This window comes from Thiocapsa roseopersicina (genome assembly GCF_900106925.1).
In the GTDB taxonomy this organism is placed as follows: domain Bacteria; phylum Pseudomonadota; class Gammaproteobacteria; order Chromatiales; family Chromatiaceae; genus Thiocapsa; species Thiocapsa roseopersicina.
The window spans coordinates 134,422-149,019 of the sequence record NZ_FNNZ01000011.1 but is presented as its reverse complement, the minus strand read 5'-3'; the positions used below and the strand labels follow the sequence as shown (position 1 = coordinate 149,019).

General features: G+C 59.8%; 17 protein-coding genes. 12 read left to right on the top strand and 5 right to left on the bottom strand.

Annotated features, from left to right (window positions below):
- Positions 1–13: 13 nt before the first annotated feature.
- Positions 14–1,015, top strand: coding sequence for a HupE/UreJ family protein (locus BLV04_RS13185; RefSeq protein ID WP_175534621.1), 1,002 nt, complete (start codon positions 14–16; stop codon positions 1,013–1,015).
- Positions 1,016–1,054: 39 nt separating this feature from the next.
- Here the strand turns inward: BLV04_RS13185 and BLV04_RS13180 are convergent, their stop codons facing one another.
- Both BLV04_RS13180 and BLV04_RS24965 read right to left on the bottom strand, forming a co-directional pair.
- On the bottom strand, positions 1,055–1,777 hold the full coding sequence (locus BLV04_RS13180) for a proteasome-type protease (RefSeq protein ID WP_093032680.1): 723 nt from the start codon (positions 1,775–1,777) through the stop codon (positions 1,055–1,057).
- A complete protein-coding gene (locus BLV04_RS24965) occupies positions 1,774–1,932 on the bottom strand; it encodes a hypothetical protein (protein ID WP_175534620.1) in 159 nt (52 codons plus the stop codon). The genes BLV04_RS13180 and BLV04_RS24965 overlap by 4 nt, the downstream gene beginning before the upstream one ends.
- A gap of 657 nt (positions 1,933–2,589) precedes the next feature.
- Here BLV04_RS24965 and BLV04_RS25895 point away from each other — a divergent pair.
- From BLV04_RS25895 to BLV04_RS13155, 3 genes are all read left to right on the top strand, one after another.
- Complete coding sequence (locus tag BLV04_RS25895) at positions 2,590–3,006, top strand: type II toxin-antitoxin system ParD family antitoxin (protein WP_342721912.1); 417 nt, start codon at positions 2,590–2,592, stop codon at positions 3,004–3,006.
- 82 nt (positions 3,007–3,088) lie between these two features.
- On the top strand, positions 3,089–3,337 hold the full coding sequence (locus BLV04_RS13160) for a type II toxin-antitoxin system VapB family antitoxin (protein WP_093032672.1): 249 nt from the start codon (positions 3,089–3,091) through the stop codon (positions 3,335–3,337).
- A complete protein-coding gene (locus BLV04_RS13155) occupies positions 3,334–3,645 on the top strand; it encodes a PIN domain-containing protein (protein ID WP_217633696.1) in 312 nt (103 codons plus the stop codon). Before BLV04_RS13160 ends, BLV04_RS13155 begins: the two co-directional genes overlap by 4 nt.
- Positions 3,646–3,984: 339 nt before the next feature.
- Here BLV04_RS13155 and BLV04_RS13150 read toward each other — a convergent pair whose 3' ends face one another.
- The 3 genes from BLV04_RS13150 to BLV04_RS13140 form a co-directional block, all read right to left on the bottom strand.
- A complete protein-coding gene (locus BLV04_RS13150; RefSeq protein WP_139191927.1) occupies positions 3,985–5,031 on the bottom strand; it encodes a calcium:cation antiporter in 1,047 nt (348 codons plus the stop codon).
- A 235-nt stretch (positions 5,032–5,266) separates the two neighbouring features.
- Positions 5,267–6,121 carry an FRG domain-containing protein gene (locus BLV04_RS13145; RefSeq protein WP_175534619.1) on the bottom strand — a complete coding sequence of 285 codons (855 nt, stop codon included), beginning with the start codon at positions 6,119–6,121 and terminating at the stop codon, positions 5,267–5,269.
- A 271-nt stretch (positions 6,122–6,392) separates the two neighbouring features.
- On the bottom strand, positions 6,393–7,244 hold the full coding sequence (locus tag BLV04_RS13140; protein WP_093032664.1) for an NAD(+)--dinitrogen-reductase ADP-D-ribosyltransferase: 852 nt from the start codon (positions 7,242–7,244) through the stop codon (positions 6,393–6,395).
- Positions 7,245–7,423: 179 nt separating this feature from the next.
- Between BLV04_RS13140 and nifH the strand changes: the two genes are divergently transcribed.
- The 8 genes from nifH (at position 7,424) to BLV04_RS13100 (ending at position 14,472) form a co-directional block, all read left to right on the top strand.
- On the top strand, positions 7,424–8,308 hold the full coding sequence (gene nifH, locus BLV04_RS13135) for a nitrogenase iron protein (protein ID WP_093032661.1): 885 nt from the start codon (positions 7,424–7,426) through the stop codon (positions 8,306–8,308).
- A gap of 308 nt (positions 8,309–8,616) precedes the next feature.
- The gene (gene nifD / locus BLV04_RS13130) at positions 8,617–10,101 is read left to right on the top strand and encodes a nitrogenase molybdenum-iron protein alpha chain (RefSeq protein ID WP_093032659.1); all 1,485 of its coding nucleotides are present in this window, start codon (positions 8,617–8,619) and stop codon (positions 10,099–10,101) included.
- Positions 10,102–10,258: 157 nt separating this feature from the next.
- A complete protein-coding gene (gene nifK, locus BLV04_RS13125; protein WP_093032656.1) occupies positions 10,259–11,830 on the top strand; it encodes a nitrogenase molybdenum-iron protein subunit beta in 1,572 nt (523 codons plus the stop codon).
- Positions 11,831–12,127: 297 nt separating this feature from the next.
- Positions 12,128–12,346, top strand: coding sequence for a putative nitrogen fixation protein NifT (gene nifT / locus BLV04_RS13120; RefSeq protein WP_093032654.1), 219 nt, complete (start codon positions 12,128–12,130; stop codon positions 12,344–12,346).
- Between the two features lie 14 nt (positions 12,347–12,360).
- Positions 12,361–12,561, top strand: coding sequence for a 4Fe-4S binding protein (locus BLV04_RS13115; RefSeq protein ID WP_093032651.1), 201 nt, complete (start codon positions 12,361–12,363; stop codon positions 12,559–12,561).
- Between the two features lie 95 nt (positions 12,562–12,656).
- Positions 12,657–13,364: a dinitrogenase iron-molybdenum cofactor biosynthesis protein gene (locus tag BLV04_RS13110; protein WP_093032649.1), complete on the top strand. Its 708-nt coding sequence runs from the start codon at positions 12,657–12,659 to the stop codon at positions 13,362–13,364.
- A complete protein-coding gene (locus tag BLV04_RS13105) occupies positions 13,361–13,630 on the top strand; it encodes a DUF6129 family protein (RefSeq protein WP_093032648.1) in 270 nt (89 codons plus the stop codon). Before BLV04_RS13110 ends, BLV04_RS13105 begins: the two co-directional genes overlap by 4 nt.
- Positions 13,631–14,151: 521 nt before the next feature.
- The gene (locus tag BLV04_RS13100) at positions 14,152–14,472 is read left to right on the top strand and encodes a hypothetical protein (RefSeq protein WP_093032647.1); all 321 of its coding nucleotides are present in this window, start codon (positions 14,152–14,154) and stop codon (positions 14,470–14,472) included.
- Positions 14,473–14,598 lie beyond the last annotated feature (126 nt).

Here is a 14,598-nt window from a genome sequence, read left to right as displayed (position 1 = left end):
CCACATGCCGCCAATGTCCATATCGGCGATCATCCTGTGGGCGGCGCTTTTGTGGATGGGGGGCGCGGCATCGAGCGTCGTCGCTCATCCGCTCGACCCGGCGCTTCTGGAGATTCGGGAATCGCCGACGGGAACGCTGGACGTGCTCTGGCGATTGCCCGTGTCCCGGATCGCCGATGCTCCCCTGCAGACCATCCTCCCCGAGGGCTGCACGCCCGTGTCCGATCCGGTCGCGAGCCGAGCGGGCTCGCGCATCACGCTGCGCTGGAGCGCCCGGTGCGGCGACGGCGACCTGATCGGCTCGGAAATCGGCGTCGACGGCCTGCGCGAGCGCCGCACCGATGCATTACTGCGCGTCCACCTGGCCGACGGGCGTTTGATCCAAGCAGTCCTGCGCGGCGACGCACCCACGTTCACCCTTCCGCAGAGCGCCGGTCGGCTCGACGTCCTACGCGACTATCTCCTCCTCGGCTTCGAGCACATCCTCGGCGGTCCCGACCACCTGCTCTTCGTACTCGGTCTCGTGCTGCTCGTGCAGGGTTATCGGCGGCTGTTCTGGACCATCACCGCTTTCACCGCCGGGCACAGCGTCACACTCGCGCTCGCCGTGCTGGGTGTGGTCAAGGTTCCGTCGCATCCCGTTGAAACCTTGATCGCACTGACCATCCTCGTTGTCGCCGTGGAGCTGACCCGCGCCGGGCGCGGGCACGAGACCTGGATACAGCGTTTCCCGTGGGCGATGGCATTCGCATTCGGCTTGCTGCATGGACTAGGCTTCGCAGGTGCCCTGACCGAGATCGGCCTGCCGGCACACGAGGTCCCGCTCGCACTGGCTGCCTTCAACATCGGCATCGAGGTCGGGCAGCTTCTTTGCGTCGCGGTGATCCTGACGTTGGCGGCCGGTCTGCGCCGCATTCCTGTGCGCTTGCCGACGGCGGTTCGGCATCTCCCGAGCTACGCCATCGGCTCGTTGGCCGTCTTCTGGGTCTTGGAGCGCACGACGGCGATGTTTTGAGCGGCATCGCATCGCGTGCTTGCGACTGCGGCTCGGTCGCTACCACTCCAGCGGCGGCAGGGCGCGGAAGACCTTTCGCGTGCCCTCGAGCCACTGCCGGGTCAGCGCGTCGAAGTAGACGTCACCCTCGCCGAAGCGGCGCTTCATCGTGACCCGCAGGCTGTCTCGGACGTAGCACAGCAGGTCGATCGGCATGCCGACCGAGAGGTTACTGAGCATCGTCGAGTCGAACGACACCAGTACGCATTTGGTGGCGTCCTCCAGCGTCGCGCCGGAGCCCACGCCCAGGTCGAGGATCGGCTTGCCGTACTTGGCCTCTCCGGTTTGCAGGAAGTTGGTGTCGGTACCGGCCTCGATGAAGTTACCCTCGGCATAGATCCGGAACAGCCGCATCTCCTCGCCGGCGATCTGGCCGCCGAGAATGAAGGACGCGTTGAACTTCAGGCCGCCGGTCTCCAGGAAGGGACCGTCGCGGCGTTCGATGTCGCGCATCGCATCCGACACCAGGTTGGCCACATCGCACATGGAGTCGACACTCCAGATATGCGGCGCCTCGCCGGCGGCGCGCCGACGCAGCAGGGTGATCACCGTCTGCGTGGCGGCCAAGCCGCCCGAGCTGAGCAGCACCAGCACCCGGTCGCCCGCACGATCGAACACCGTCATCTTGCAGAACTTTGAGTAGTTATCTACGCCCGCATGCGTGCGCGAGTCGCTGGCGAAGATCAGGCCCTCGTCGAGCTTGACACCGACGCAGTAGGTCATGGCCCGGCGACCTCGTCCGTCCAGACCTGGAAGCCCTCAGGCGTGTTTGGCCCGAAGTCGGACGCCCGCGAATCCTGGATGCAGAGCGCCGAGATCATCGGCGTCGGGCCGGGCGGGACACTGGCATTCCATTCGAAGCCGATACGAAGCTGCATGTTGGTTGCCGCTGAGTTGGTGGCGAACCGGGATGGTTCGAGCAAACCCGTGTATCGATGCCCGTTTCGCTGCGTTTCCACGTCGTAAGATCAGGGCGGTAACCGGGGGCGGGGCACATCATTGCCCCGGGAGCGGAGGGGTGGCGGCCCGGACGATCGTGCAGGCGCCAAAGCAGTCTAGGCCGAAGCAGTCACCGATGTCACGTCCGGATGAGTCCGTCCGCGGCAACCGCCGCTAGGGCGCCTTCATCTCATGGGCGAAGCGAACAGGCGAGGCCGGCCTCTGAGCGTACCTGACGGCATGATCGCTGCCCTCGCGATCGTCAACCGCAGTGACCCGGCGACCCGAAACAGCGGCGACTTCCGGGCGATCCCCGAGCTTGGGCTCTTGAATCCATGGGATTTCCGCTGACCCGGGCACGAACCGCCCGTGCGTCGCCCTGAGGCGGATAGCCGGCTTCAGCACCAGCTGGTCGCACAGCAAGTCCGGCCGAGCCTCCCAGTCCTCGATGTCGACCCTCAGACCCGGCGCCATGCCAGCGCGGAGCGTTTGACCGGGGCTGCTGCACCGAACGCCAAAATAATGCATGACAAGACCTCATCGCCCCGTTCGCCCTACCCCCAAACCTCTGAGGAAAGCGAGAACCTTCAGCTTGAATGCTTCCTGCTATATTCATATTTACTAAAAACGAATATAGGAGGTGTCTCATGGCGACAACATCCCTGAGCCTAGGGGAGCACTGGGAAGTCTTCATCAAGAACGAGATCGCGACCGGTCGTTATGGCTCGGCAAGCGAGGTGGTACGCGATGCGCTGCGTCACATGCTCATGAGCGAGGGTGGAATCGATGTTATCGGCGTCCCTCGTCAGCGCATGGATGTCCTGAACTACTTCATCGGCCAGCATCCCTGGTCGGCAAGCCGATCCATAATGACAATATTTTTCCGTGACTTGACTGCGTCGGCATCACGCATATTCGCGTCGTGTGACGCTAAAACCGCAGCACGGCCCCGTAAAAATCCTAGGTTCCTCATACCAGGGGTCGACCGAAAATGCTGTATTACAAGACCCTAACTTTCGCACCATCTTGCCAGCAGGAGAACTCATCCCTAAGCTGGAGTCTTCCTCGGAACCTCAAGACGACAGGAGCCGATCGATGGCTGAACCGCAACTCTCGGTGCGCAGCGCCAAGGCACGAGAACTGGCCCATCGGCTGGCGCGCTACGAACGCCGCTCGGTGGCCGAAGTGGTCGAACGGGCGCTGGAGATGTACCAGGCACGGCAGCTCGGACACGAGCCTGCACGTGCCTTCTATGAGAGGCTGGCGCGGGATTGCGCGACCGATGTCGATCTCGAGGCGCTGATCCGCGAGGAACGCAAACCCCATACGGGCATCGACCTGTGATCTTCGCAGACACCAAGGTGGTGTCGGAAACGCTGCGCAAGACGCCCGACAAACACGTCCTCGATTGGCTGATCCGTTTCGACGCCGAGATCGCCTTGCCCACCGTGACCATCGCGGAGATCGCGTTCGGCATCCACAAGATCCGTACGGACCAGCGTGCAGCGCGGCTGACCCGAGGGCTGGAGGACTGGCGTACCCGATTCGCCGACCGAATCTATCCGTTCACCGAAGCCGCCGCCCTCGCATATGGAACGTTCATGGGCGAAGCGAGCAGGCGAGGCCGGCCTCTGAGCGTACCTGCGGCATGATCGCTGCGATCTCGATCGTCAACCGCAGCGCCCTGGCGACCCGGAACATCGCCGACTTCCGGGCGATCCCCGAGCTTGAACTCTTGAATCCATGGGATTTCCGCTGACCCGGACAGGAACTGCCCGTGCGTCGCCAGGAGGCGGATAGCCGGCTTCAGGGCTTAAGTACCGGCTGGTCGCACAGCAAGCCCGGCCGAGCCTTCCAGTCCTCGATGTCGACCCTCAGACCCGGCGCGATGCCAGCGCGGAGCCTCCGACCGAGGCCGCTGCACCGAACGCCAAAATATTGCATTACAAGACTTGACCCCGAGCCCGCACTTCTTTGCACTCACGCTGACGCTAATCACCCGGATAGTAAAAATGCCCGCAACGAGTACACATCCTCGTGAGTTTCCATCGCTCCATCCTGCGTTTGTATTCGCTTGCAGGCCAATGCTTCGCTAGCAACAACACAAATCCTATCACAAAGAATCCGTACAAAAAGATCAACCCTAACCCTTCAAAGAAGCTAAAAACACCTGGATCAAGAAAGCTGGATGTATTGTCGATTATAAAAAACACACCGATGGACAAAAGAACTATTGCTAACGCAGAGAAAGGCAAATCTCGAGGATCTTTGGGCGGGCTTGCTGCCTGGGACAATGCAGTTTGGCTGATCCCCTCCATCGACGCGGAACCCAAACCGACACCCAGGCCGCCTCCAGAAAGACCGACAGCTGCGCCAGTTGAGTCGGCACGGATATGGCTCAAACCCTCGCTCCGCACCACGCTTGCCAGCCTCCACTCGGGGCTTCCGCATAGTGGACAAGACGAATTTCTATCTTTATTGGAACTTTTTGAAATCGGATGACCATTGATTTCAGAGACCGATACATACCACTGATTATTCTTTATGCGGCCTTGACAAAACCCCTCTCTAATCATTGAAATGGCTTTTTCCGGGTCAAGATTTTTGTAGCGCGCGAACTCCTCAACAGGGACATATTCTTGCTCCGCTTTGTTCCTAGTTTGCAGCAGTTTATTTTTTTCTTGAGGCCCGCCAACCTCGTCTCTACTTACGAACCATACGTCATCCTTGACTTGACCCGCATAGAACCCGTCCCGAATCATCTCTATAACTTTCATTTCTGGGATTGACTTGATTTTCGAGAATTCTGCGGCAGGCATATAATCAAGCTGAAATTCATCAACGATCTTGTTTTTAAAGAGAGGCTTTTCATCTTCCTTTTTATTAGCTAACTGTTCAACGCGCAACTTTATATACTGGTATTTGGCTTTACCTTGATCGCCCTCAGCCAATGCCATAACCTTTGCCCAAAGCGCGGGATCTTTATTTTCTCCCTCTATTTCATTAGTTGCCTCTAGGTATAGTTTTTCGTCACTCATGTAATTCGTCTCCTCTGTGCATAGCGTGTCCTGGATCACACGAATGATCTCGCGTATCAGGCCGCACCCTCAGGAGCCAGACACCAAAAAGCCGAACCCCTTGATCTCTAAGGGCAGTCCGGCTTTCGCTGTCGTCGTCCGGTCCATGACCTTAGCTTCCCCCGCAACGTGTTCGAGAAATATAGCACGGGATTTCGGAAATGACCGAATTCAAGGCCCCAACGCCAGCTAGAATTTAATAGACACATGACGCCAATGACTTGGCGAAACCATCCAAGCCAGGGAAAAGACTAGCTGGATTGACGTTCATTCTCGAAAGGTCTTTTCTTATATCGTTATGCAGACTTTTATTTAAACAAATCTTTAGCAAGCGCCCTTCGACTGGGAAAGTACCTAGCAGCATATGCGCGTGTTCGTATTGAGTAACAGAAGCGTTCAATTTTTCAACGCCGCTCGCGAGAGTAGAGAAAATATTATTTTCAAATGTTTCTCTGATATTAAATGGGAAAACAAATAGACCCTGCTGTAGAGAAAGCCTCATGCTTTTTCGGAAGGGCTCAACGGGCATGGCCATCGTTTCTTTCAGGTCACCAAAGAGTGCCTCAACAATTATTTTAGCGGCACCAAAGCCTTCTCTCCCAGCCTCTCCCACGTTGAGTGAAACACTAGTTTGCACGGATTTCTCTAGCTTGCTTCTATTGACACACCAGACCGCTGATTCGTCGTCGGCATCTTGCAGTGCAAAATAACATGCGATATAGAAGGAATATGTAAAATCTAGCAGCCTGGTTGGCCCGCCATGGTGCTGTATAATTGACAGCCATTCCAACACTTCATTATCATGCGGCGGCATAGAAAGAAAGTGGTGCGCCTGCCGCTGGAAAGTCTTCAAAATAGATTTTTCATATTCTTCGATTCGTTCGAAACATACTCCGTGGATTCTCGCAGCCCTCTCAATTGATGTCTCTAAACCATAACTCGCTTTCGATTGCCCTCGGAATATCCATTCGGAATAACGGGAAGCGAAATTCTTCGCCTGCTCCCATGATTCAGGATGAAACTCAATATAGGTCTTGTCTATGACAGTCACTTGCATATAACCAGAAGCTAACTTGTACCAAACCGCAAGCAGCGCCTCGGATACTACTCGGGATTCAGTCTAGTACACGAGTAGCCTACGCGTCGCTCAGCGCGATCCATCAAACCAAAGCTCCGCCCATCTCTTGCCTCGGCGAACCCATGGCGTGTGCGGAAACTATATCACAGGATTCCGAATGCGGTCGTCACGACGGGGGACCGCAGCTACCTAAAGGTGTCATCACCCACCCCCGTCCCACTCCCCTGCCCCAAACCCGACAGCCTCAAAGCGTACTAATCGAAACCTCATACACCCCCCCAACCACCACAAATTCATCCTCCCCCTTCAACATCCCCGGCAGCAACCGATTGAAGAAGAAAATCTTCGGCAGCGGCACCTCCGCGATCAGGATGTAGTCCCCGAACTCGTCCGCGCGCTCGCGGCTGCTGGTGAAGCTGTTGAGGTTGTTGAAGAGGACGCGGTAGCGCCCGCTGCCGAGGTTTTCGAGGATCTCGTGCTCGTCGATGCGGTTGATGCCGCGGTAGAGGCTGAGGTGGGTCTCTTCGGGGTGGGCCTGGAGGAGCTCGTATTGGCAATAGGTATAGAGGAGGTCGAGCTGGGCCTCGAGGGCGTTGGTGGCGTAGAGACCGCGGGTGCCCTCGGCGACATAGTGCTGATACGCCTCGCTGTTGCGCCCCTGGAGCGGACCGGCGTGGTGTCGGGCGAGCAGGCCGAAGCGGCTCTCGACCCAGCGTTTGAGGATGGCGCCTTCGCGGCCGTCCGAGTCGAAGGACCAGCCGCGTGCCATGCGCAGATAGTTGGCGTTGACGCGCTTCTTCTTCGTCTTGCCGAGCCCCAAGCCGGCTTCGTCCAGATGATCGAGGAGGAAGTGGGCGCTGACGTAGTCCTGAAAGGCTTGGGCGCGCGCCGCGTGTTGCGCGATCGGCGCCAGCGTGCGGAAGAGGTCCGCATGGAAGTGGCGGATGCCGTCGAGCTCAAGCGGGACCGGGTGGCGTTGGTAGGTGAGGCTGCCCAGGATCACGGCCGGCAGGTTGCAGTGATTGATGGGGAGACGGGCGTTGGCCGGGAGCGTGGCGGGTGGTGGCGGTTGTTCGGTTTGTCGGTTGTTATCCATACATGCCTTGCGGCTTTGTCGGGGATGCCACCAAACCGGGGACATCCGTGAGCGATACAAAACTCCATTTACAACAACATGATGGAGTGCGTTTTCGTGGTTGGCATATGGTTTGCTGTAAGGCTGGTGAGGCAAATTTGTTCAACGCCCGCGAGAGCGGACCTACAGGAGACCACCCCATGGCTATGCGTCAATGTGCCATCTACGGCAAAGGCGGAATCGGCAAGTCCACCACCACTCAGAACCTCGTAGCCGGTCTCGCCGAGCTCGGCAAGAAGGTCATGATCGTCGGTTGTGACCCCAAGGCCGACTCCACGCGCTTGATCCTGCACGCCAAGGCACAGAATACCATCATGGAGATGGCCGCCGAAGCCGGTTCGGTGGAAGACCTCGAGCTGGAAGACGTGATGAAGGTCGGCTACCGCAATATTAAGTGCGTCGAGTCCGGCGGCCCCGAGCCGGGTGTCGGCTGCGCCGGGCGCGGTGTCATCACGGCGATCAACTTCCTCGAAGAGGAAGGCGCTTACGAGGAAGACCTGGATTTCGTGTTTTACGACGTGCTCGGCGACGTGGTGTGCGGCGGGTTCGCCATGCCGATCCGCGAGAACAAGGCGCAGGAAATCTACATCGTCTGCTCCGGCGAGATGATGGCCATGTACGCGGCCAACAATATCTCCAAGGGCATCGTGAAGTACGCCAGCTCCGGCAGCGTGCGTCTGGCCGGGCTGATCTGCAACAGCCGCAACACCGCCCGCGAAGACGAGCTGATCATGGAGCTGGCCCGTCAGTTGGGTACGCAGATGATCCATTTCGTGCCGCGCGACAACGTGGTGCAGCGCGCCGAGATCCGCCGAATGACGGTCATCGAGTACGACCCGAAGGCCAAGCAGGCTCAGGAGTACCGGGATCTGGCCAACAAGATCATCAACAACAAGAACTTCGTGATCCCCACGCCCATCACGATGGAAGCGCTCGAAGACCTGCTGATGGACTTCGGCCTCATGGATGGCGAAGACGAAAGCATCATCGGCAAGACCGCTGAAGAAGAGGCGGTCGCTGCCTGAACCGCGTCTCGGGGTGATCTGCGATGTGTCGGTTGGACTTGACCTTGGTGCTCCCTGCTGCCTTGGCTGGACGCGATTCAGGATGATTGAAAACTTAGGGATGAGTTGGCGCGGGTTGGCGATGAAGGGTGTGGGGCGCGCGGTCTCGCTTCGATGAAGACGACGCAGGTCATGCCGGAACGGGTTTATTACGGGGATTGTTGTTTTGAATGGACGCGGCGGGTCGATGCCGCGCTCCCTTGTTCATCCATTTCTCAACGCGCGACCGTCGGCGGATTGGCCGCGGCGCCGAATCGAGGAAAGCCAGTATGTCAGCATTGACTCGCGAAGAGACCCAGGCCCTCATTCAAGAGGTGCTTGAGGTCTATCCTGAAAAGGCGAAGAAGGATCGCGCCAAGCATTTGGCGGTCAACGACCAGTCGGTCGAGCAATCCAAGAAGTGCATCACCTCCAACCGCAAATCCCTGCCGGGTGTCATGACCGTGCGCGGCTGTGCCTATGCCGGCTCGAAGGGCGTGGTTTGGGGTCCGATCAAGGACATGATCCATATCTCGCACGGCCCGGTCGGCTGCGGTGCCTATTCGCGCGCTGGTCGTCGTAACTATTACGTCGGCCATACCGGCGTGAACACCTTCGGCACCATGAACTTCACCTCGGATTTCCAGGAGAAGGACATCGTCTTCGGCGGCGATAAGAAGCTCGACAAGCTGATCTCCGAGATCGAGGGGCTGTTCCCGCTGAGCAAGGGCATCAGTATCCAGTCCGAGTGTCCGATCGGCCTGATCGGCGACGACATCGAGGCGGTCGCCAAGAAGAAGAGCAAGGAGCTCGACAAGCCGATCGTCCCGGTGCGTTGCGAGGGTTTCCGCGGCGTGTCTCAGTCGCTGGGGCATCACATCGCCAACGACGCGATCCGCGACTGGGTCATCGGCAACCGTGACGGCGACGAGTCCTTCCAGGTCGGCCCTTACGACGTGGCCGTCATCGGCGACTACAACATCGGCGGCGACGCCTGGTCCTCGCGCATCCTGCTCGAAGAGATGGGCCTGCGCGTGGTGGCCCAGTGGTCCGGCGACGGCACCCTGTCGGAGATGGAGCTGACCCCCAAGGTCAAGCTGAACCTGATCCACTGCTACCGCTCCATGAACTACATCTCCCGTCACATGGAAGAGAAGTACGGGGTGCCGTGGATGGAGTACAACTTCTTCGGCCCGACCAAGATCGCCGAGTCGTTGCGTAAGATTGCCGCCTTCTTCGACGAGACCATCCAGGCCAACGCCGAGACGGTCATCGCCAAGTACACGGCCGAGTACGAGGCGATCATCGCCAAGTACCGCCCGCGTCTGGAAGGCAAGCGGGTCATGCTCTATGTCGGCGGGCTGCGTCCGCGCCATGTGATCGGCGCCTACGAAGACCTCGGCATGGAAGTGGTCGGCACCGGTTACGAGTTCGCGCACAACGACGACTACGACCGCACCATCAAAGAGATGGGCAACGCGACCCTGCTCTACGACGACATCACGGGCTACGAGTTCGAAGAGTTCGTCAAGAAGGTCAAGCCCGACCTGATCGGCTCCGGCATCAAGGAGAAGTACATCTTCCAGAAGATGGGCATCCCCTTCCGCCAGATGCATTCCTGGGATTACTCGGGTCCTTATCACGGCTACGACGGCTTCGCTATCTTCGCCCGCGACATGGACATGACGATCAACAACCCCTGCTGGAAGCAGATGCAGGCGCCCTGGCAGCAGTCGGCCGAGCAAGAGGCTGCACCGCTGGCCGCCAGCGCCTGATCGTAAGCCTCCGGCCACCAGCCGCCAGCCACCCGCCTTTTGTCGCCGGCAACCCGCTGGAGGCTGGCGGCTGGAGGCTGGCAGCTCGAAAAAGACACCGAACTCAGTCCCAAGCATGTCGTTGTCCGCGGATTGGCGGCGCGGCAGGAGCACACTCATGAGCCAGACCATCGATAACATCAAACCCAGCTATCCCTTGTTCAGGGATGCCGACTATGTAGAGAACCTTGCCAAGAAGCAGGGCGGCGTGGAAGAGCGTCACTCCGACGAGAAGATCGAAGAGGTCTTCAAGTGGACCACGACGCAGGAGTACCAGGAGCTCAACTTCAAGCGCGAGGCCCTGACCGTCAACCCGGCGAAGGCCTGTCAGCCGCTCGGCGCCGTGCTGTGCGCCCTCGGGTTCGAGAAGACGCTCCCCTACGTGCATGGCTCGCAGGGCTGCGTTGCCTACTTCCGCACCTACTTCAACCGTCACTTCAAGGAGCCGGTCGCCTGCGTGTCCGACTCCATGACGGAAGACGCGGCGGTCTTTGGCGGCCAGAAGAACATGTTCGACGGTCTGGAGAACGCCCGCGCGCTTTACAAGCCCGAGATGATCGCGGTCAGCACCACCTGCATGGCCGAGGTCATCGGCGACGACCTCAACGCCTTCATCGGCAACGCCAAGAAGGAAGGCTACATCCCGAACGAGTTCCCGACCCCGTTTGCCCATACGCCGAGCTTCGTCGGCAGCCACACCACCGGCTGGGACAACATGTTCGAGGGCATTCAGCGCTATTTCACGCTGAATTACATGGAAGACAAGGTCGTCGGCTCCAACGGCAAGATCAACCTCGTCCCGGGTTTCGAGACCTATCTGGGCAACTATCGCGTCATGCATCGCATGATGAAGGAGATGGGCGTCGGCTACAGCCTGCTGTGCGATCCGACCGAGGTGCTGGATACCCCGGCCGACGGGGAGTTCCGCATGTATGCGGGCGGCACCTCCCTCGAGGAGATGAAGGACGCGCCGAACGCGATCGACACCCTCTTGTTGCAGCCCTGGCAGCTGCCGAAGACCAGGAAGTTCGCCGAGATCACCTGGAAGCAGCCGGTCAACCACATCAAGATCCCCATGGGGTTGGAGTGGACCGACGAGTTCCTGATGAAGGTCTCGGAGCTGACCGGCAAGGCGATCCCCGAGTCGCTCACCAAGGAGCGCGGTCGTCTGGTCGACATGATGACCGACAGCCACACCTGGCTGCACGGCAAGAAGTTCGCGCTCTACGGCGATGCCGACTTCGTGCTCGGAATGACCAAGTTCCTGCTCGAGCTGGGTGCCGAGCCGACGCACATCCTTTGCAACCACGCCAACAAGCGTTGGAAGAAGGAAGTGGAAGGCGTGCTCGCCGCCTCGCCCTACGGCAAGGAAGGCAAGGTCTACATCAGCGCAGACCTCTGGCACTTCCGCTCGCTGTGCTTCACCGACAAGCCGGACTTCATGATCGGCAACAGCTACGGCAAGTTCATCCAGCGCGACACCCTGCACAAGGGCAAGGAGCATGAGGTCCCCTTGATCCGGATCGGCTTCCCGATCTTCGATCGGCACCATCTGCATCGCATGACCACGATGGGTTACGAGGGTGCCATGTACATCCTCACGACTTTGGTCAACGCGGTCCTCGAGCGTCTGGACGCAGAGACGAGCGAAATGGGCGTGACGGACTACAACTACGACCTGGTGAGATAGCCTGCTCGGGCGGCGCTCTGCGCCGCCCGAGGATGCTTGGGAAAGCGAACAGCCGTCAGCCGTCAGCTTTGGATTCAAGTGCTATCCCCGAATCAGGCGGTTTACCCGTTGTGCTCGGAGCTGGGTTCCACGGCTACGGCAGCAATCCCCAGCCACTCGATGCTGATCACTGATGGCTGGTGGCTAATAGCTGGTGGCTGGTGGCTAAGAGCTGATAACTGATAGCTGATAGCTCACCAACCGTTCCAGGCCGAACGTTCGGCAGACCCATTCAAGACGACGAGAGGCAACCCACTGATGCCCAATGTGATGATTCGTAAGAACGACGCGGGAGATCTGCTCTTCTACGTCGCGAAAAAGGACATGGAGGAGACGATTGCCTCCGTAGAGCTGGATGACGCCGAACAATGGGGCGGCGCGGTTGAGCTGACCGACGGGTCGCGTTGGTATATCGACCCCATCAGCCCGCCCCCCGCATTTCCGACCACGTTGCGTTTCAAGCGCGGCGACGAATAATCAGGAGAACCGACATGGCACTTAAGATTGTCCGTGAGCTCTGCACCGCTTGTGGTGACTGCGAGCCTTTGTGCCCGACGCAGTCGATCACGGCGTGGAAGGGCGTTTACCGTATCGACGCCAACACCTGCAGCGAATGCGAGGGCGACGGCGAGCCAGGCATGCCGCAGTGTCTCGATGCCTGCATGGAAGATGACTGCATCGTCCCGGCATAAACCGCACTTGGCGTGACGAGCGGGTCGAGAGGGTTGTCGACCGCTCGCTTCATCACGCAACCAATCTTGTACTCAAGCAGACAGGACCGAATCCGATGTCCAACGACACTCTCTCCGACGATATCGCCCTGCGCATCGGACTGGCCGCCCGGACCCTCCCGGAGCCGGACCCGGCGCGCCTGATTCGCGTCCTCGCGGACGCCGTGGGCCTGCCGCCCACCGCAACGACGTTGGACACCCTGCGGGTCAAGGATCTCAAACAGGCCGCCGACGGCGAGCTGGCCGATCTGGATGCGGATCTGCTCAAGTCCATACTGGCCATCCTCAAGGGCGAGACCGGTCAAACCGTTGCCCCGGCTCCGCCGATCAAGCCCTATGTCGAGGGCGACATGCCGGGCTCGGTGCGGGTCGCCTGTGCGTCGAACGGCGGGGATGAGCTCGACGGCCACTTCGGGGCCGCGCGGCATTTCCTGGTATACCAGGTGTCGCCGGACGAGGTCCGCCTGATCGATGTACGCGAGGTCGACGAATCCGGCACGGTCGAGGACAAGAACGGCCAACGCGCCGCCTTGATCGCCGATTGTCAGGTGCTTTACGTAGCGTCGATCGGAGGTCCTGCTGCGGCCAAGGTCGTGAAGGCGGATATTCACCCCATCAAAGACGCGGCCGGCGGAAGCGCGCGCGAGCGCATGGTGGCCTTGCAGCGCATCCTCGGCGAGAAGGCCCCGCCCTGGCTCGCCAAGGCAATGGGTCAGTCGCCGGAGGAGCGGGTGCGGTTCATCCGCTCCGAGGATGCGGCATGATCGCGGAGGAACGCCTCGACCAGATCACGGAGGTAGTGCGCCGCGCGGGTCTCATTGCGGAGACCATCGGCGCCCTGCGCGAGGCGTTCGCGGATCTCCATTTCACCCATTGCAGCGATGACGACATCGGCTTCGGTCAGCCGGTGCGGGCCGCCGACGGCTTCAACCTCTACCTGGTGGACGGGCGGGAGCATTGCCTTGTCCTGACGAACGATCCGGCAAACGCCACCGGTGTCGTCCTTGCAGAGGTCGAAGAGGAGGATTAACCGGCGCGACGCCGGGCGGCATGCTCCTCGCATCACGTGGATCAGACTCGGGTCGGCAGGCAATGGGCAGACGATCGGGCAAATGCTGCAAGCGATATAAGACGGACAAAGCCTGTAAGAAATGTCCGCGGAAACGATCGAGATCCTAGCCGGGAAACACCCCGTATCCCGCCATCTCCCTACACGACGCCGCGCGAGCCCATGCCGTGCCCACCCTGTATCCTTCGGTGTTAAAATCCGCTGGCTACGGTCCGGACCTCATCCTTGCCGGTGACGGTGCCGTCCGAACCGGAATCGATCCTCGCGACACGCTATACCGAGCGCACGTGGGTTTTTCGGAAAGCAGGGTACGTCCCGCGCGTGTCCGGACAAGGCGCGCCGACAAGGCATAGCGGTCACTACGGCGAGAAGGCGCAACGCCGGCCCGGCGGGCGCGGGGCGTGCAATGCGGCAAAAAATCCGCGTGCGCTCGGTGTATTCATTTCGCCCGGCTTGGGCGATCAATCTGGTGGAGAAGCCCCATGAAATGCGCAATGTTGGTGACCGGCAACGGTCCGATCGTCATCGTCACCTCTTACAACTCCCTTGAGAACCCCGATCTTCTGGAGCGCCTCAAGGATAAGGGTATCCCGAAGTTCCTGGCCTACGAGATTCCGATGGAGCTGGCCCAAGAGCGTTACAAGGGCCATTTCAAGAAGGTCATGAACGGGTTTACGGAGTCGGACAGCCTCCGAGTGCTCGATCACAACGGACATCGCGCATTCAATCTCTTCACCTGGGCAGAGCTCGGCACCCCCCTCGCCCACGAAAGCCCGCTCGACGACCTTTATCACCAGCACTGAGGCAATTTTCGGGAATCCGTATCCCGACGGCACGTGCCTGCAAGACGGCAGGGGCGACTTCAGTCGCCCCGATACCACGATCGTTCCTCCCCGGGAAATCGCCTGCTCAGCTGTCCCGAGCCGGAG

Excerpts from the sequence above, each read along its gene's own strand:
- BLV04_RS24965 (WP_175534620.1), bottom strand. The coding sequence starts at position 1,932 with ATGCAGCTTCGTATCGGCTTCGAATGGAATGCCAGTGTCCCGCCCGGC.
- BLV04_RS13140 (WP_093032664.1), bottom strand. The coding sequence starts at position 7,244 with ATGGATAACAACCGACAAACCGAACAACCGCCACCACCCGCCACGCTC.
- BLV04_RS13180 (WP_093032680.1), bottom strand. The coding sequence starts at position 1,777 with ATGACCTACTGCGTCGGTGTCAAGCTCGACGAGGGCCTGATCTTCGCC.
- BLV04_RS13185 (WP_175534621.1), top strand. The coding sequence starts at position 14 with ATGTCCATATCGGCGATCATCCTGTGGGCGGCGCTTTTGTGGATGGGG.
- BLV04_RS13110 (WP_093032649.1), top strand. The coding sequence starts at position 12,657 with ATGTCCAACGACACTCTCTCCGACGATATCGCCCTGCGCATCGGACTG.
- nifT (WP_093032654.1), top strand. The coding sequence starts at position 12,128 with ATGCCCAATGTGATGATTCGTAAGAACGACGCGGGAGATCTGCTCTTC.
- nifH (WP_093032661.1), top strand. The coding sequence starts at position 7,424 with ATGGCTATGCGTCAATGTGCCATCTACGGCAAAGGCGGAATCGGCAAG.
- BLV04_RS13100 (WP_093032647.1), top strand. The coding sequence starts at position 14,152 with ATGAAATGCGCAATGTTGGTGACCGGCAACGGTCCGATCGTCATCGTC.
- nifD (WP_093032659.1), top strand. The coding sequence starts at position 8,617 with ATGTCAGCATTGACTCGCGAAGAGACCCAGGCCCTCATTCAAGAGGTG.
- nifK (WP_093032656.1), top strand. The coding sequence starts at position 10,259 with ATGAGCCAGACCATCGATAACATCAAACCCAGCTATCCCTTGTTCAGG.
- BLV04_RS13115 (WP_093032651.1), top strand. The coding sequence starts at position 12,361 with ATGGCACTTAAGATTGTCCGTGAGCTCTGCACCGCTTGTGGTGACTGC.
- BLV04_RS13160 (WP_093032672.1), top strand. The coding sequence starts at position 3,089 with ATGGCTGAACCGCAACTCTCGGTGCGCAGCGCCAAGGCACGAGAACTG.
- BLV04_RS25895 (WP_342721912.1), top strand. The coding sequence starts at position 2,590 with ATGCTTCCTGCTATATTCATATTTACTAAAAACGAATATAGGAGGTGT.
- BLV04_RS13150 (WP_139191927.1), bottom strand. The coding sequence starts at position 5,031 with ATGAGTGACGAAAAACTATACCTAGAGGCAACTAATGAAATAGAGGGA.
- BLV04_RS13105 (WP_093032648.1), top strand. The coding sequence starts at position 13,361 with ATGATCGCGGAGGAACGCCTCGACCAGATCACGGAGGTAGTGCGCCGC.